This window comes from Nitrincola iocasae (assembly GCF_008727795.1).
Lineage (GTDB): Bacteria > Pseudomonadota > Gammaproteobacteria > Pseudomonadales > Balneatricaceae > Nitrincola > Nitrincola iocasae.
On record NZ_CP044222.1, the window covers coordinates 4,088,647 to 4,105,115 of the forward strand.

The following is a 16,469-nucleotide window of genomic DNA, read 5'->3' on the forward strand; positions in this document are numbered from 1 at the left end:
GTATCCATCGGACAATTCAGTGATGACCCGATGCTAGCGCAGTGATCCCTGGCTGAAACTCTCCTGTTGTGGGTACCCCATTGGAGATATACCTGGATGGATTAGGGCTGTGGCACTATCAAGCAGCAGTCAGGCACCAGGGTGCATTCAAATGGTGCAGTTGGTTGAAAGCCTGGCGCTGCCCTGATTGTAATTTACTGTAGGGAAATATATATTCTTAAAGGTTTTATTGTTGTTAGTATGACCTTGCAGAGAATAACAGCGGAAAAGGCACAGAAATTGCTGAGTTGAGTCTATTGATCGACTAACAGGATGAGGTTCGAATGCCATTTCAGATGCTTGCAAAAGGGGGCCTTCAGCTCTGGCGATGGGTGGGTTGGTCCCGCCCTGCTGAAGAACCAGCGCAACAGCAATGGCTGGTTGAACTGCCGTTGGTGCTGCTGAGGCAGTCCAATCTGGAGGATGCCTTGAGCGACTGGCTGAGACGCCTGGAGGAGCAACTCTTCTCCAGTGGTGCGACCTTGATTCTGCATACCCCAAAGGGATTGCACAAGGTGGGTCGTGAAGGGCTGTGTTCCCGGCATGAAAGCTGTCCCTGGGTTGTCTGTGCGGATCGTTGTCCGGCGCTGGGTAGTTTGAACACCTGTATTCAGTGTTTGAGAGTGGGTCGGCATCGGGTGGTATGTGGTGTGGATGATGGACATGGCAGCGTGGGCATCTTGATGCTGGAGTTCGCCCGACCGCCCCGCCCACACCAGAAGCAACAACTGATTGAAGTGGCCAAGGTATTAAGCGAAACCCTGGCACTGGTGCTGGATGAGCGCCAGCGTCGGCAACGGGACCTGGCGGCGGAGCGCGCGGTGTTGTCGCGCGAACTGCATGATTCAGTCGCCCAGGAGCTGAGTTATCTGCAAATACGTGTTAGCTGTATGGCGATGGTCCTGGATAACCCGGAGCACCCGGGAGAAGCGGCGCTGATGCTGCAGGATTTGAAAACTAATGTGCAACGTGCTCATCGCCAGGTGCGTGAGCTGATCTCCTTGTCACGTCTGACCATGGAGGGGCGCAGCCTGAATGAAGCGATCAGGGCATCTGTGGATGAGTTCTCACGGCGCAGCAGTTGTGTATTTGAGCTGGATAACCGTGTGCCTGAGCCCTGTATGGGTGCCGAAACCGAGTTGCAGGTGTTGCACATTGTCCGTGAAGCGCTGGCTAATGTCGTCCGTCACTCGCATGCGCAGCAGGTACTGGTGTGTGTGCGGGCGCTTCCAGGCCAGGGGGTAGAAGTCAGTGTCGAGGATGATGGTATCGGGCTTCCCCAGCAGGTGGACCCGAGCGGCCACTACGGTTTGCAGATGATGCAGGAGCGGGCCCGGAGTATTTCCGCCAGTTTGACAGTGGCAGCGCGTCGTCCCAGAGGGACTCGGGTGAGTCTGGTTTGGAGAGACAAGTGAAGAGCCTATTGAAGCTGCTGCTCGTCGATGACCATGCGTTGCTGCGCCAGGGATTGGCGGAGCTGCTCGGTGCGGTGCCTGAATTCCATATTCTGGGGACAGCGGCAAGCGCGGATGAAGGCTTACAACTGGCATTGGCCGATCCGCCGGATATCGTGTTGCTGGACTGGCACCTGCCCGGTATTCAGGGGAGTGAAGCCTTGCAGCGTTACAAGCACGCTTTGCCGCAGAGTTTGGTGATCATCCTCACCGCTTCGGATGATCAGGCCGATCTGCGCCAGGCGCTGGCATCAGGGGCCGATGGGTATGTGCTCAAGTATACCGAGCCGGAACAGTTGATAACCCAGTTGCGTGGCTGTCACAAGGGTAGCCTGACGCTGGACCCGCTGATGCTACAAGGTCTGCACCAGGCCCCAGTGGCTGAGGCACCTGATTCGAGCCAGGTTGAACTGACAGATCGGGAACAACAAACCCTGTTGCTGATCGCCGAGGGCCTAAGCAACAAACTGATTGCTCGTGAGTTGGGTATCAGTGATGGAACAGTCAAGATCCATGTGAAGCACCTGCTGACAAAGTTGCAGCTGCATTCGCGGCTGGAGCTGGCGGCCTGGGCGCACCGGGGTGGTTTTTTGCACAGGATGCAGCAGGCATCCAGGAGACAGGAATGAAGTCATTGTTGACACCTCAGAAAACTCTGAGTAGCTGGTGGTACGGCCTGTTGGCAGGTCTTCGTCGCGAGCAGGGCCAGGAGTTTGAAAGCCTGCCATTGGCCCTGGCACGCCTGGATCATCAGGGTGCTATCCAGCAACTGAACAAAGGTTGGGAGGAACTGACCGGCTACTCGGCCCAGGAGTGTCTTTATCGTGCGCAGGTCAGCTTTGTGCATCCTGAGGACCAACCGCTGTGGAAGCAGACGCTGGTGCGATTGGCCAAGGCACCACTGGGTGCCTGGGAGCAGATGCAGTTGCGTTTTCTGACGCCTGGCGGCGAACGGCGCTGGGTTGAAGTAAGGATCAGGCATTACAGTCGAGGCTTTATCGTCAGCCTCGGTGATGCCACTTTGCAGGTGCAGGAGCAACAGGCGCTGGCAGCCAGCCATCGCAGCCTGTGTAATTTGCTCGATAGCCTGCCCGCGATGGTGTACCGCTGTCGTAATAACCGCCACTGGACCATGGAGTATGTCAGCCAAGGTTGCGTTGATCTGACGGGTTATCGGCCGGATCAGTTGATTAATAGCCAGGTTGTCACCTTCAACAGCCTGATCCATCCAGAGGATCGGGACAGAGTCTGGACCGAGGTGCAGCAGAGCTTGCAGGCTAGTCGCCCGGTCTATCTGGACTACCGACTGATTACGGCTCAGGGCACTATTCGCACTGTCCATGAACGCGCCAGCGGTATCTTCTCGGACAATGGCGATGTGCTTGGGGTTGAGGGCATTATATTTGTTTCACCTGCGCCGCACTGATGGCTACTTATAGCTACCAACAGTAAAACTCCAGTAACAAACTACAGAGGACTTAACATGCAACACGATACTCACCACTTTATTCTTAAAGTCAGCTGCCCGGCTACCTCGGGCATCGTCGCGGCGGTGGCGTCTTATCTGTCTGATAACAGCTGTTACATCAGCGAAATGTCTCAGTTCGATGATGAATTCAGCGGTCGGTTTTTCATGCGCGCGGTGTTTCGTTTCAATGCTGGCCATGTAGGTGATATCAAGGCGATCCAGGCTGGGTTTGTTGAAGTGGCTGGCCGTTTCGACATGACCTGGGAGCTGCACAGCAGTGATGGTCCGATGCGGGTGCTGCTTATGGTGAGCAAGTTTGACCACTGTCTGACCGATCTGTTGTATCGTTACCACAAGGGCGAAATGGATATGCAGATTACCGCTATCGTCTCCAACCATCTGGATTTGCGCCCGATGGCTGAGCGAGAGGGTATCCGATTTGTGTATTTGCCAGTAACCAGGGAAAATAAGCTGCAGCAAGAGCAGCAACTGATACAGCTAGTCGAGGAAACGGGTACGGAGCTGGTGGTGCTGGCGCGCTATATGCAAATTCTGTCTGATGACTTATGTAAACAGTTGGCCGGTCGGGCGATTAATATCCACCACTCTTTCCTGCCCGGCTTTAAAGGCGCAAAGCCTTACCACCAGGCGTTTGACCGAGGGGTTAAACTGATTGGTGCCACAGCGCATTATGTGACTTCAGATCTTGATGAGGGCCCGATCATCGAACAGGAAGTGCAGCGGGTGGATCATGGCTACAAACCCGAAGATCTAGTCAATATAGGTCGTGATACCGAAACAGTAGCGTTGTCGAAAGCGGTAAAATACCATCTTGAGCATCGCGTATTTCTCAATCAGGACAAAACGGTGATTTTCCGATGAATACACAGCTAGCATTGCAGGATGCGCCCTTTAAGCGCATTGATGGTAAACGCGCCTCGGCTCGGGTGCTATCTGAAGTGGCTGAACAGGTAAAGCAACTGCAACAGCAGGGTGCCCAGCCAGGTCTGGCGGTGGTGCTGATTGGCGAAGATCCGGCCAGTCAGGTGTATGTGCGCAATAAAGTACTGCGTGCTGCCGAGGTGGGTATCTATTCCCTGGAACACAAGCTAGCCGCCGATACCACACAAGCCGACTTGTTGGCGCTGATCGATTCGTTGAATAACGACCCGCAAATTCATGGCATTCTGGTACAGCTGCCCCTGCCTGAAGGTATGGATGAAACCCGAGTGTTGGAATCAATCAACCCATTGAAAGATGTGGATGGTTTTCACAGTAGCAATGTCGGTGGGCTGAGCCAGGGACGCAAGGTACTGACTCCCTGTACACCAGCGGGCTGCATGCGCTTGCTGCATGACACCTGCGGTGACCTGTCTGGTTTGCATGCGGTGGTGGTAGGACGCTCCAATATCGTCGGTAAACCTATGGCCGCCCTGCTGCTGCAAGCCAATTGCAGCGTGACCCTGGTGCATTCGCGCTCGCGGGATATAGAACGCCTGTGTCGTGACGCCGATATTCTGGTTGCGGCGGTTGGTCGTCCGAAGATGATCAAGCGCGACTGGCTCAAGTCCGGTGCGGTAGTGATCGATGTCGGTATTAATCGCATTGCATCAGACAGTGGCACCCGGCTGGTGGGTGATGTCGACTACGAGGATGTCTACGATCAAGTGGCCGCGATTACGCCGGTTCCCGGTGGTGTTGGCCCGATGACCATTGCCATGCTGATGCAGAATACCCTGGACGCGGCGCGGATGCAGTTGAGCAAAGGCGAGTAGCAAACTCCCGGTTATGTTTTCTGCCCTCACATAGGGCGCGCAGCGCCCTATGTGAGGGCAGTTTTACTTAGCGCCTCTTCCTAGCTGTGCATGATGCACAATTTATGCTTCGCAATCAGACCTGTTTTTTGTAGAAAGCCTCCCTTCATGCCATGGCACACCTCTTGCTTTAACAACTAATACAGAAAGTTGCTATGTGCCCAGTGCACAGTCTTTTCAACGGGAGATGCTTGCATGAACACGGTTATTACAGGGTTGGGGCCTCGCGCGGTTACCGCCTCTGGCCTGGACGCCAGAAGTCTCGATTTTTCAGAAATACCCCAAATTGATATTTCACCCTTGTATGGCTCTGACCAACAGGCCCGCTTACGCGTGGGCGAAGAAGTTCGTACGGCGTGTACGCAGGTAGGGTTTTTTTATGTCACCGGCCATCAGGTACCTCAAAGTGTTATTGATGCGACTTTCTCGGCGGCCAAAAGCTTCTTTGCCCTCCCCCTGAGTGAAAAAATCAAACTGGACATTAATCGCTCAATGAATATGCGGGGCTATACCCCGTTATTGCATGAAAATACCAATGTTGAAGGTAAAGGAGATCTGCACGAAGGGTTTGATATCGCTTTGGATGTGCCGCTGGATGATGCGGATGTCTGTGCCGGTGTGTTTGGCTATGGACCGAATCAGTGGCCGGAGAATCTGCCAAGCTTTCGTGAAGCGCTGCAGGCTTACCATCAGGCGATGCTGGATTTGGGCAGCATGATCTTTCGCGCCTTTGCGCTGGCGTTGGAGTTAGATGAGCAGTATTTCCTGCCTTATATTACCAAGCCGATGGCGCATATGCGGGTACTTTCTTACCCCTCTCAAGAGGGACAGGTCGATGAACAGCAGATTGGCATAGGCCCTCATTCCGATTATGAATGTTTCACCATTTTGCGTACTGATGAAGTGCCGGCGCTGCAGGTTCTGAATAGTCAGGGGGACTGGATACAAGCACCACCGATTCCGGGGGCTTTTGTGGTCAATGTCGGTGATTTGATGGCGCGTTGGACCAATAATTATTTTGCCTCCACCCTGCATCGCGTCATTAATGCCTCAGGACGTGAAAGATTTTCTATTCCGTTTTTCTTTGGGCCTAATTCCCAAAGCCTGATTGAGGTACTGCCGACCTGCCAGAATCCAGATTGGCCGGCGCAATACCCGCCAATCATATCCGGGGACTATATCCGCTCCCGGTTTGATCAAACCTATCAGCTTCGTCAACCCACAACTCTCTAAATTGAATGAGGTGACTTATGCACCGCTTATCTGTTCCTGCTGTATCACGTTTTGCTGCTGGCTTAGTGTTGTTTTCCGTGGCGTGTTTCAGCCAGGCTGAGCCTTTTACGTTGGAAGGTGATCCTGTTGTTGCCTTTATCTATGCCTCGCCTGCCAAGGATGGGGGCTGGAATGAGGCTATTGATAACGCCCGCCAGAAAGTTGCAGATCAACTGGATGTGAAGGTGATGGTGGCTGAAAGCATTCCTGAAGAAGCTTCCGCACTGGTGAATGCAATTGATCTGTTTGTTCGTCGTGGTGCCAATATTATCGTTGCCACCACCTATGGTTATTCTGAAGGAGTCAAGCAGGCGGCGGAAAAGTATCCGCATGTCGCCTTTCTTTCAGCATCCGGCATTTACAACTCAGAGAATCTGGAGAGCTTCTACGCCAGAACCTACGAGGCCTGGTACCTGGCTGGCATGGCGGCGGCGGCGGTTAGCGAAACCAATAAACTGGGCATGCTCGGTGGTTTCCCTGTGTCGGTAGTGAACTGGGATATTAATGGCTTTGCATTGGGGGTTCAGTCCAGCCATCCGCAAACAACCGTTAATGCCATCTATACCAATTCCTGGTGGGACCCGGTTCGTGAAGGACAAGCCGCGCAGTCACTGATTGAAATGGGTGCCGATGTCATTGCCAACAACCTTTCCTCTTCAGCACCCTTTTCGGCCGCTGAACGCAATGACCATTACAGCGTTGGTTTTCAATTGGATATGAGCGGTGCGGCCCCTAATGGCCACCTGACATCGGTGGTATTCAACTGGGACAAGTACCTGGTACCGACTATCCAGAAAATCATTGACGGTAGCTGGGAGCCAAATCCCTATGGTGCTTTTCCTGGATTGGCCGAGGGTGTAGTGGATATCACCCCGCTGCATGCTGATGTACCTGCTGAAGCGCTGGCTCAAATTGAAGCAGCCAAAGCCGAAATGATAAGCGGTCAATTCTCACCCTTCACCGGGCCGCTGTTCAAACAGGATGGCACTGAAGTGCTGGCCGAAGGCGCTGAACTTGATGCGGGAGCGGTGTGGGAGATGGATTATCTGGTTAAGGGTGTTGTCGGGTCAACACGCTGATGAGCCAAGCTGATTTTCAGACACTGCATCTTCGTGGTTTGTGCAAACGCTTTGGTGAGCGCACTGTGTTGGATAATGCTGGCTTTGAACTCAATTCCGGTGAGGTGCATGCACTGCTGGGCGAAAACGGTGCCGGTAAATCGACACTGATGAATCTGCTCACCGGTGTGTATGTGCCAGATCAAGGCGAGATAGTCCTGGATGGACAGCCTTGCTCGATCCGCAAGCCTGCCGATGCTACCGCACATGGAATCGGTATGGTGCATCAGCATTATCGGCTGGTGGAGCGCTTCAGTGTTGCCGAGAACCTGATACTGGCGGCTGATCGCGTCCCTGAACTGCAGCGCTTATCGGTAGCGGCCAAAACCTTGCAGACAACGGCTGAGCAGCTAGGGCTAACCCTTGATCCTTATGCACGGGTTGCTGATCTTTCTGTGGCTGAGCGCCAGCGTGCGGAAATCTGCAAGGTGCTGGCTTTGGGGGCACGTATTCTGATTCTGGATGAACCTACCGCTGTACTCACCGATGCTGAATCAGCAAGCCTGTTGGCGGCTATTCAGCGGATGGCTAATACCGGTAAAGGGGTCATTCTGATTACCCATAAGCTCAGGGAAGTGGTGGGTCACAGTGACCGGGTGACCATCCTGCGCCAGGGGAAAACGGTAGCTTCCAACTTATCCACAGGGTCTCTCACCCAGGCACAAATTGCCCATCTGATGATGGGGGATGTGGCTGCGCCGCAGCGGCAACCCTCCAATCTGCAACCCCATGGCGCTGATTTATTGGTTGCGGTTGGCTTGAATGCTTCACGCAATGATGGCTCCACGGCTGTTTCTGATGTGGCTATCAGGTTACGTCGTGGAGAGATTGTCGGTGTGGCGGGTGTTGGCGGACATGGTCAGGCACAGCTCTGCGAGGCATTAATGGGACTCCTGCCAGTCGATAGCGGATCATTACAGCTGGATGGCTTTTCCATCTCGAACAGTTCAGTTTCGCAGCGTCGCGGCTACGGATTGCGTTATATACCCGCCGACCGTGCCGCTAATGCGCTGGCTCTGGAGTTGCCGGTCAGCGATAACCTGGCGCTGACGCAGGTGGCCTCAGGGCGCAAAGGACGACTTTGGATTTCACCTAAAGGCCTGTCTCAGGATGCGCAAAAAGCCATTACAGAGCATCGGATTACCGGTGCAAGCCCTCAGGGCGTGACTCGGCTGCTCTCAGGAGGCAATGCACAAAAACTGGTGCTGGCCCGGGAGCTGGATCAGGATTGTGTTGTAGCCATTGCCCACTCACCCACCCGTGGGCTGGATGTGAAGTCCTGTGGCACGGTACATGCCGCCTTACGCGAACTGACTTCCCGTGGCGGTGCTGTCTTGCTGATTAGTGAAGACCTGGAGGAAATCATGACCTTATCTGACCGTATTCTGGTGATGAATGCTGGACGCATCACCGGAGAGTTGCCTGGTACGGCCAGTGCCAACGAAATCGGTGCGCTGATGATAGGAGGCCACTGAATGGCTGTGCAGTTTGCTCTCCAGCGTCGGCTAGACATATCCTTTTTAAGAAGCTCCCTGACCTTTGCCGCTGGGCTGTTGTTGGGTGGGGTGCTCTGTGTAGCGCTACTGGTTCAGGCAGGTGTGCCTGCCGACATGCTGTTTGAAGATTTGGTCTGGCAGGTGTTCTTTCAAACGGATGGACTGGCTCAGACCTTAACCCTGTCGATACCCCTGATTCTGGCTGGTTTGTCTGCGGCCTTGGCACTGCGCGTAAAGTTCTGGAATATCGGTATTGAAGGGCAGCTTTGGTTAGGTGCGATTGCCGCCATGGCGGTATCGATCAACGGGATTGGCGGTGAGAGCTATCGCTGGGTACTCATGCTACTGGCGGCGATGGCGGGCGGTGCGGTATGGATCGCTATCCCCTTGTGGTTGAAAGAGCGTTTTCACGCCAGTGAACTGGTTGTGACCTTGCTGTTAACCAACGTGGCCTATCAGCTGTTGCAGCATCTGCTGTTTGGGGTCTGGCGAGATCCTACGCAAAGCTTTCCAATTTCACCCGCTATTACCGCATCAGAACGCTTAACTAAGCTAGGCTTTGGCAATTTGCACACGGGATTATTTGTCTCCATCGGCATGGTGTTACTGGTTATGTGGATCATGGAGCGCAGTCGTTTTGGCTTCCAGTCGCGTGTTTTGGGTGCTAACAGACGGGTTGCCGAAGCCAGTGGTATCGCTGTGGGAACGACCCTGGTGGTGATGGTCTTGCTGTCAGGCGCTATGGCTGGTCTAGCCGGAGGTCTGCTGGTGGCGGGAACCGAATACCGGTTGACGCAGCATCTGGGTTGGAACATGACCTTTTCTGGAATCGTGATTGCCTTTATTGCCCGCTTCCGGCCGTTTTGGGTGCTACCTGTGGCGGTGGTTTTGGCGGGTGTCTATAACGCCGGAGCCTCTCTCAAGGTATTTTACGGTTTGACCGAAGCTACGGTGTTGCTGATGCAAGGCATCGTGCTGCTTTCGCTATTGTGGTGTCAGTTTATGGCGGCATTTCGCATCGACCGACGCAAAGAGGTGACTGTATGAGTTTTGTCGCATTTTGGTTGGCCAGTATTCCCGTCTCTGCCTTACCGCTGTTGCTCGCTTGCCTGGGGCTGATTTTGTCTGAACGGACTGGCGTGGTGAACCTGGGAGCTGAAGGTTATATGGCCGTCGGGGCCATGACCGGTGCGGTGGTGACCCTGCTATCCGGATCGCCCTGGTTGGGCGCAGGTGCAGGGTTGCTGGCCGGTGGCGGTCTTGGATTGCTGTTCGCGCTTTCAGTGGCGGTGCTTAAAGCCGATCAGATACTCAGTGGCTTGGCGGTGATGGCCATCGGGCTGGGCCTCTCGGGTTTTATCGGGCGTCATTGGGTGCATCAGCCTTTTGAGGGCATGAATGCGCCCGATCTGCCTGGACTACAGCAGCTTCCTCTGTTGGGTGGATTACTGTTTAAGCAGCCGTTGCTGGCCTGGGTGTCTATTTTGCTGGTGATACTGATTGCCTGGGTGCTGCATAAAACACGCTTTGGCCTGCGCTTCACCGCTGTTGGCGAAGACCCTGCCGCGGCAGATAATGCCGGTGTCTCTGTTCCCGGCATGCAGGTGTTGGCAGGCATCCTGTGTGGTGCTTTGTGTGGACTGGGTGGTGCCTATCTCTCGGTAGCCAGTGCCCATGTCTGGGTTGACAATATGGTTGCCGGACGAGGCTGGATAGCCCTGGCGCTGGTGGTATTTGCCCGTTGGCGGCCTGGTCGAGCATTGATAGGTGCGTTGCTGTTTGGCGCTGTCGACATGTTATTGCCGAGGTTGCAGGCGCAAGGGTTACCGGTGCCGGTGTATTTGATGGGCATGCTCCCTTATCTGCTGACCATACTGGTGTTGGTGCTGGCGGCACGTTCACGTTATCGCGATGAACCGGCGGCACTGGGCGTAACCTATTTACGCCAGGACCGTCATTAGGGGTTGCCGTTATGGCTTTGACCATTGCCGATGTATTTGATTTACCCGGGCTGGATTCCATGGTACTGCGCGCAGGCGTTGCCGGGGTTCACTCTCAGGTGCGCTGGCCCTATGTGGCCGAGAATGAGTCTATCGCTGAATGGGTGATGGGCGGTGAGCTAGTCTTTGTCACCGGGATCAATCATGTGCGTGATGAAGCCAATTTACTGCAACTGGTGGAGCAAGGTCATCAGCGTCATATCGCTGGCTTAGTGATTCTGACCGGACAGGAATACATTCGCGCTATTCCAGACAGGGTGATTCGCCGTGCCGACCAATTAGGCTTACCTCTGATTGAACAACCCTATCAGTTAAAAATGGTGGTGGTGACCCAGGCTGTCGGGGTTGCGCTGGTGGAAGCACAGATGCGTGGGCGCTCACGCTTGCAGGTGCTGGAACAGTTGCTAGAAGGTGATCCAGTAGCCATGGATACTCTGTGCCTGAGAGCGCAGCGCCTGGGCATACCAATAGACTCTCCACGCCAAGTGTTGGTCGCTCGTCTGGATGGCAGCGATGCTCTGATCGAGCGTTATGGCAGTGCCGCCGCTGAGCGACAGTTGCAGTCCAGTCAGGCACAAGTGACCCGGGCACTGGCCGCCTGGCAAGCCAGTCTTGACCCAGTGCTGCCGGTGCTACAGCAAGGTGATCAGTGGATCCTGTTACTGCCAGAGGCGAAGGAAAACCCAGAATTACGCCGCGAGCACTTGGCGCAGTGGTTGGCGGAACATAATCAGACCTTGGCCCCGCTACGTTTATGCCTGGGATTGGGGAGTCCGGGCAAAGATGTATCCGAATGGGCGCTCGGGCTTTACCAGGCCCGTCAGGCATTGGTTGCCGCACAGGCCTTTCCTGATCGTCTGGGGTTGTGTAGCTTTGACGAGATGGGCACGCTGGCGCTACTGGCGGGTATTCGTGATCGCAGCATTCTGGATCGCTTTGTCAGCGAAAACCTGGGCGCCGTATTGAATGCTGATAAAGGCCCTGAACCGGTATTGATTCCCACCCTTGAAGCCTGGTTTCAGGTTAACGGCAACCTGGTATTGGCTGCTGCCCGGTTAGGGGTGCATCGCAATACCATGACTGCTCGGCTGCAGCGTATAGAGTCTATGCTGGGTGGCAGTCTTGAGGATCCCAATCACCGCTTGAGCCTGGCAATGGCACTGCAAATCTGGCGGCTGTCTCCCACCCGAAGGATACGCTCAACACGATGAATGCTGTGGTGGCATACTACGCCAGGCCGTTGGTTATAGCGTAACGAATCAGTTCGGCGGTGTTAGTAAAGCCCATCTTATCCATCATCCGTGCTTTGTGAGTACTTACTGTTTTGTTGCTGATATGGAGTTCATCAGCGATAGTATTGATACTTTTTCCTTTTGCTAACAGGTGTAACACTTGGAATTCCCTATCTGATAGGACTCCATGATCAGCAGGTACATCAATGCCCACGGTTTCAAATGCTATTTTTTCGGCGAGTAATGGCTCAAGGTAGCGTCCGCCTGCTGCTACCTTGTGGATTGCTTCCAACAGGGCGTCGGATGAACTGTCTTTGCATGCAAAGCCGTTCGCCCCCGCTTTAATCGCACGTTTAGCCACTTGAGGTTCATTGTGCATGCTAAGGACGAGAATACGCAACTCCGGGTAATAGATTCGTATGCGTTTGATCAGCGATTCACCACTTATGCCGGGCATACTCAGATCGAGCAGGACCAGGTCTATGCCGCCTTTACGAAGGTGTTCCAGAGCCTGTGCGCCGTTTGTAACGTCAGCGACCACGTCGATTCCCTCGACCAGTGAAAATAACTGCTTGAGGCCCTCGCGCATAAGTGTGTGGTCATCGATGATTAGTAAGCGGGTCATAGCTCACACACCTCTGAGCCTCCCTGATCAGGGAGATAGATGTGGATGCAAGTACCAGTACCGAGATCGCTATCTATCTCTAGTGTGCCGCCAAGGCTATTGATGCGCTCACGCATACCAATTAGGCCGAAATGTCCGGGGGGAATGTTGGTAGGGTCGAACCCTATACCATCATCACATATCTTCAGGAAATAAGTACCATCAGATTGCCTATTAAGATTTATCTGGACATGGCTGGCATCAGCATGACGGGCAGCGTTCGTTAGAGCTTCTTGAACACTGCGAAATAGCGTCATGGCACATAATTCATTAATATTATATAAAAAATATGGCAGTCTGAGCTGGCAAGTTACACCACTCAGTTGCTGAAATTCATCGGCTAGCCATTGCAGGGCTGGGATGATCCCCATGTCGAGCGCCGGTGGGCGAAGCTGGGTGGATACTGTGCGCACCGAACGGATAGCTTGATCAGCGAGTGTGAGCAAGTCATTCACTTTCGTCTCAAGTGCCGGAAATTCTTGTCCAAACTGCATCTTGAGTGTTGATATTCCGAGTTTGAGTGCATTCAGCAATTGGCCCAGCTCGTCGTGCATTTCGCGGGCTATGCGGCGGCGTTCTTCATCCAGGTCAGCTTCGCGTCGAGCCAGCAATGAGCGCAATTTGGCGTGAGATTCCGCCAACTGACACTCTGTTATAACCTGTTCAGTAATGTCATGACCAATAGATAACGCCCCAGTAATCGTGCCATTAACATCCCGTTCGGCAACAAATCTGACTTGGTAAGTTCTTCTTTTGCCGTTGTAGCCGGGTACTTCAGATTCGATTTGCTCGGATTGGCCGCTTGTGATCACCCGTAGCATTGCTGCCTGGTAAATTTTAATACTGACAAGATCAGGAAATATTTCACAAGGGGTTTTTCCTAATACATCCTCAATAGTTAGGGAAAATAAGCGCAAAAAATTAAGATTGCAGTACATGATCTGACCAAAACTGTTATAACGGATAACATTGTCGGGCAGATTTTCGACAAGCGAGCGGTATTGGATCTCACTGGTGCGCAGCTCATTGTTCAATACTTCTAACTGTGCGGTACGTACACGCACACGCTGTCCCAGTTCGCTATTCATTCGACAAATTTCTTCCTCCGCCCGGATACGCTCACTAATATCACGCGATAACACCAAAAAATGGGGCTCACCATTTGTGCTGCCTGGGCATTGGGATACGGATAGTTCGAACCAACTTGGTCCTGTAGGTAGATCAATCAAGATTCGCTTACCAAAAGATGTTGAAACTGTACTTGCTTCGGCTAGTGCACTCATTACAGTAGTTGCAGCTTCAGGTGATAGCACTTCACCAACAGTTTTTCCTAATAGACCTTCTCTTTGAGCAGCTAGGTCCTCCTGAAAACAGGTCCAGATATTCAGGTACCGGCCATACTGATCTAGTTCAACTAACAGGTCAGGAATAGCGTTGATAACCCCTTCTGTAAATTTCAACGCCCGGTTAAGAGATTCTGTGCGCTCGGTGACCAGTTCTTCCAGATGTTCCCGGTACTGGTGTAGTTCAGCCTGAGTCTGCTTTCGTTTGCTGATATCACGCACTAAACCCAGAATGTTATTACTACTGTTGTTCTCAAAATAGTAGGCAGTGACTTCTACCGGAAATATTTCACCTGAGCGAGTAATGTGCTGAGTCTCAAAAGTCACCTCCCCCTCTTCTCGTATCTTATCCCAGTATGTAATCCACTCCTTCCCTTGAAGACCTACTGGCCAATTCAGGTCGATATCTTTCAGATTCATCTTAAGTAACTCCTCTTGCGTATAGCCGAGGCGGTTACAGACTGCTTGATTGATGTAGTGAATCTGACCTGCTTCATCAACCAAAAAAGTGGCTTCATGGATTCGTTCTAGTACGAATCTTTTTAATGCAAGCTGTGCCGCTGCGTGGCTGGGAAGTCTGGCCTCAGCATGTAACTGCTGTTTGCTGTTGCTGAGCTCTGGCCTGCAGGCTTTCAGTTGGGCATTGCGATTATTCAATTCACGCCGAGCAGCGGTAAGTTCTATGTGTGTGGTTAGGCGCAAGGTGATTTCATCGAGACATATGGGTGTAGTGATGTAGTCAATGCAACCTGCGGTAAAACACTTTGTTTTGTATTCGTTGATGGTTGCTTCAGGGATCATGAATATGATCGGGATATCACGGGTTTGTGTGTCAGACTTGAAATATCGACAAACCTCGATGCTGTCTTCACCGGGGATGATCAGGTTGACCAGGATCAGGTCTGGGCATATCTGGTGAGCAAGATACAAGGCTTTTTTCCCATTTGCTGTTGTCACTACTCGATAGCCATGGGATTCGAGGGCATTAATAACCTCTGTAATTTTGGTAGGCGTATCGTCGACGACCAAAATTATTGGGCGATAAAGTTCTGAATTCATTTGCATATCATTCCACAAGGGGGACCTTCGCTTGGAACTTTTACTATCGAATAGTATTAGATGCAAACGCTTTGGACAGGTAGCGTGGTGTTTACACTATTCCTTAATACTTATGTAAGCATAAAACTATATGTACATCATATTTCCTTATATCTGAATCAGGTTTTTCTGATTCACGGCATCTATCCTGATCGTTGATCATAGTTAAATGAAATGAGCAGTGTCCCCTGATGGCTACCTCATATGACTGATGCAGTGGAAGTGTGAAGGAACATGTGGCTGAGATGATTGATGAGCAGGCTTTGAAAATAACGGGTGGTACAAAGGCCCAAGCGCGGATCATCCGGTGTGTAGTCGTTGCAACCCTGACGGTAGCAGCAATGGGTGCTGTAGCTGTGTTGATGGCCGGTGGCTTAGGTCTGTTGCAACTAGTATATGCTGCATTTTTACTGGGGATTGGTGGGGTGATGACAGCTTGGTCTATTCATCAGTGCACCCGGACCTTCGACAATTATCGGCGCGAAATTCATCATATGCTTGATCGGGAGTGTGAGCAGACCCAATTAAATTGTGAGAACGGCCTAAGCCAGCTGTGCATTGGTGTACTACCCGTCTGGTCGGGGCAGGTCGAAATTGCGCGCGTCCATACCGAAGAATCTGTTACAGATCTTGCCAATCGTTTCGTCGGACTTTCGCAACGGATCGAAGAAACTACAGCGGCATCCCAGGCTTCCGATAGGACTGGTCTGGTTGCGCTACTCAATGAGAGCCAGGTTGAACTTAATTCAATAATCCGCTCACTGCGTGCGACACTGGATGAAAAAGAAAAGCTCCTGACAGAGATAGCTGAGCTAGCCAGCAAAACGGATGAACTGAAAAAAATGGCTGACAGTGTTGCTGTTATTGCGGGACAAACCAATCTGCTCGCACTTAACGCCGCTATTGAGGCCGCTCGCGCGGGTGAAGCCGGGCGAGGTTTTGCTGTGGTTGCGGACGAAGTGCGTTCCCTATCAGTCTTATCGGGAAATACCGGTAAGAGCATTGGTAACACGGTAGCGGCTGTCAATAATGCCATTGCCAACACGCTGAAAATATCCAAGCTTTCAACTGAACGTGATAGTGCAATGTTAGCTGAATCCGAAGACCTGATTGGCTCCATCCTTGAACGTTTCCATCGGGTTACAGATGAATTGGCTAGTTCGACTGATGCGCTTTACTCTGAGAGTAAAGCGGTCGGTTCGCAGATAGGCCATGTGCTTGTCTCCCTGCAATTCCAGGACCGTGTCAGTCAGATCATGAACCATGTCAGTCAGGATATGGGCAAGCTTCAGCTTGAACTCAGTGCACGTAGAGAAAAAATGAACGCTGGTGAGCGTCCCGAGCCCATGAATGTTGATAACTGGTTGATCGAGCTCGGCCGCACCTATACCACCCCGGAGCAACATGCACTGCATGATGACACGCAACAGAGTTGCTCCGACGACGCTGAAATTACCTTTTTTTGAATACA

General features: G+C 52.6%; 14 protein-coding genes. 12 read left to right on the forward strand and 2 right to left on the reverse strand.

Going from position 1 to position 16,469, the window contains the following annotated elements; translation table 11 throughout:
• The first annotated feature begins 323 nt into the window (after positions 1–323).
• From F5I99_RS18965 to F5I99_RS19015, 11 genes are all read left to right on the forward strand, one after another.
• Positions 324–1,454 carry a histidine kinase gene (locus tag F5I99_RS18965; protein ID WP_151058771.1) on the forward strand — a complete coding sequence of 377 codons (1,131 nt, stop codon included), beginning with the start codon at positions 324–326 and terminating at the stop codon, positions 1,452–1,454.
• A complete protein-coding gene (locus tag F5I99_RS18970) occupies positions 1,451–2,122 on the forward strand; it encodes a response regulator (protein ID WP_225307488.1) in 672 nt (223 codons plus the stop codon). Before F5I99_RS18965 ends, F5I99_RS18970 begins: the two co-directional genes overlap by 4 nt.
• Complete coding sequence (locus F5I99_RS18975; protein ID WP_151058773.1) at positions 2,119–2,919, forward strand: PAS domain-containing protein; 801 nt, start codon at positions 2,119–2,121, stop codon at positions 2,917–2,919. Before F5I99_RS18970 ends, F5I99_RS18975 begins: the two co-directional genes overlap by 4 nt.
• 57 nt (positions 2,920–2,976) lie before the next feature.
• Positions 2,977–3,843 (forward strand): formyltetrahydrofolate deformylase, encoded by an 867-nt coding sequence (gene purU / locus F5I99_RS18980; protein ID WP_151058775.1) that lies wholly within the window; start codon positions 2,977–2,979, stop codon positions 3,841–3,843.
• Complete coding sequence (gene folD / locus F5I99_RS18985; RefSeq protein ID WP_151058777.1) at positions 3,840–4,736, forward strand: bifunctional methylenetetrahydrofolate dehydrogenase/methenyltetrahydrofolate cyclohydrolase FolD; 897 nt, start codon at positions 3,840–3,842, stop codon at positions 4,734–4,736. The genes purU and folD overlap by 4 nt, the downstream gene beginning before the upstream one ends.
• Positions 4,737–4,970: 234 nt before the next feature.
• Entirely contained in the window at positions 4,971–6,008 is a 1,038-nt protein-coding gene (locus F5I99_RS18990; RefSeq protein ID WP_151058779.1) for an isopenicillin N synthase family dioxygenase, read from the forward strand.
• A gap of 17 nt (positions 6,009–6,025) precedes the next feature.
• Complete coding sequence (locus tag F5I99_RS18995; RefSeq protein ID WP_151058781.1) at positions 6,026–7,126, forward strand: BMP family ABC transporter substrate-binding protein; 1,101 nt, start codon at positions 6,026–6,028, stop codon at positions 7,124–7,126.
• Positions 7,126–8,640: an ABC transporter ATP-binding protein gene (locus F5I99_RS19000; protein ID WP_151058783.1), complete on the forward strand. Its 1,515-nt coding sequence runs from the start codon at positions 7,126–7,128 to the stop codon at positions 8,638–8,640. Before F5I99_RS18995 ends, F5I99_RS19000 begins: the two co-directional genes overlap by 1 nt.
• Positions 8,641–9,708, forward strand: a complete 1,068-nt coding sequence (locus tag F5I99_RS19005; protein WP_151058785.1) for an ABC transporter permease — start codon at positions 8,641–8,643, stop codon at positions 9,706–9,708. It abuts the gene before it with no gap.
• The gene (locus F5I99_RS19010) at positions 9,705–10,622 is read left to right on the forward strand and encodes an ABC transporter permease (RefSeq protein ID WP_151058787.1); all 918 of its coding nucleotides are present in this window, start codon (positions 9,705–9,707) and stop codon (positions 10,620–10,622) included. The genes F5I99_RS19005 and F5I99_RS19010 overlap by 4 nt, the downstream gene beginning before the upstream one ends.
• 11 nt (positions 10,623–10,633) lie before the next feature.
• Positions 10,634–11,872, forward strand: coding sequence for a PucR family transcriptional regulator (locus F5I99_RS19015; protein WP_151058789.1), 1,239 nt, complete (start codon positions 10,634–10,636; stop codon positions 11,870–11,872).
• A gap of 16 nt (positions 11,873–11,888) precedes the next feature.
• Here F5I99_RS19015 and F5I99_RS19020 read toward each other — a convergent pair whose 3' ends face one another.
• Together F5I99_RS19020 and F5I99_RS19025 are read right to left on the reverse strand one after the other, a co-directional pair.
• Complete coding sequence (locus F5I99_RS19020) at positions 11,889–12,518, reverse strand: response regulator (RefSeq protein WP_151058792.1); 630 nt, start codon at positions 12,516–12,518, stop codon at positions 11,889–11,891.
• A complete protein-coding gene (locus tag F5I99_RS19025; RefSeq protein ID WP_191905905.1) occupies positions 12,515–14,959 on the reverse strand; it encodes a PAS domain S-box protein in 2,445 nt (814 codons plus the stop codon). The genes F5I99_RS19020 and F5I99_RS19025 overlap by 4 nt, the downstream gene beginning before the upstream one ends.
• 263 nt (positions 14,960–15,222) lie before the next feature.
• On the opposite strand from F5I99_RS19025, the gene F5I99_RS19030 reads away from it, so the two are divergent.
• Positions 15,223–16,464 (forward strand): methyl-accepting chemotaxis protein, encoded by a 1,242-nt coding sequence (locus F5I99_RS19030; RefSeq protein WP_225307489.1) that lies wholly within the window; start codon positions 15,223–15,225, stop codon positions 16,462–16,464.
• The last annotated feature ends 5 nt before the right edge of the window (positions 16,465–16,469 follow it).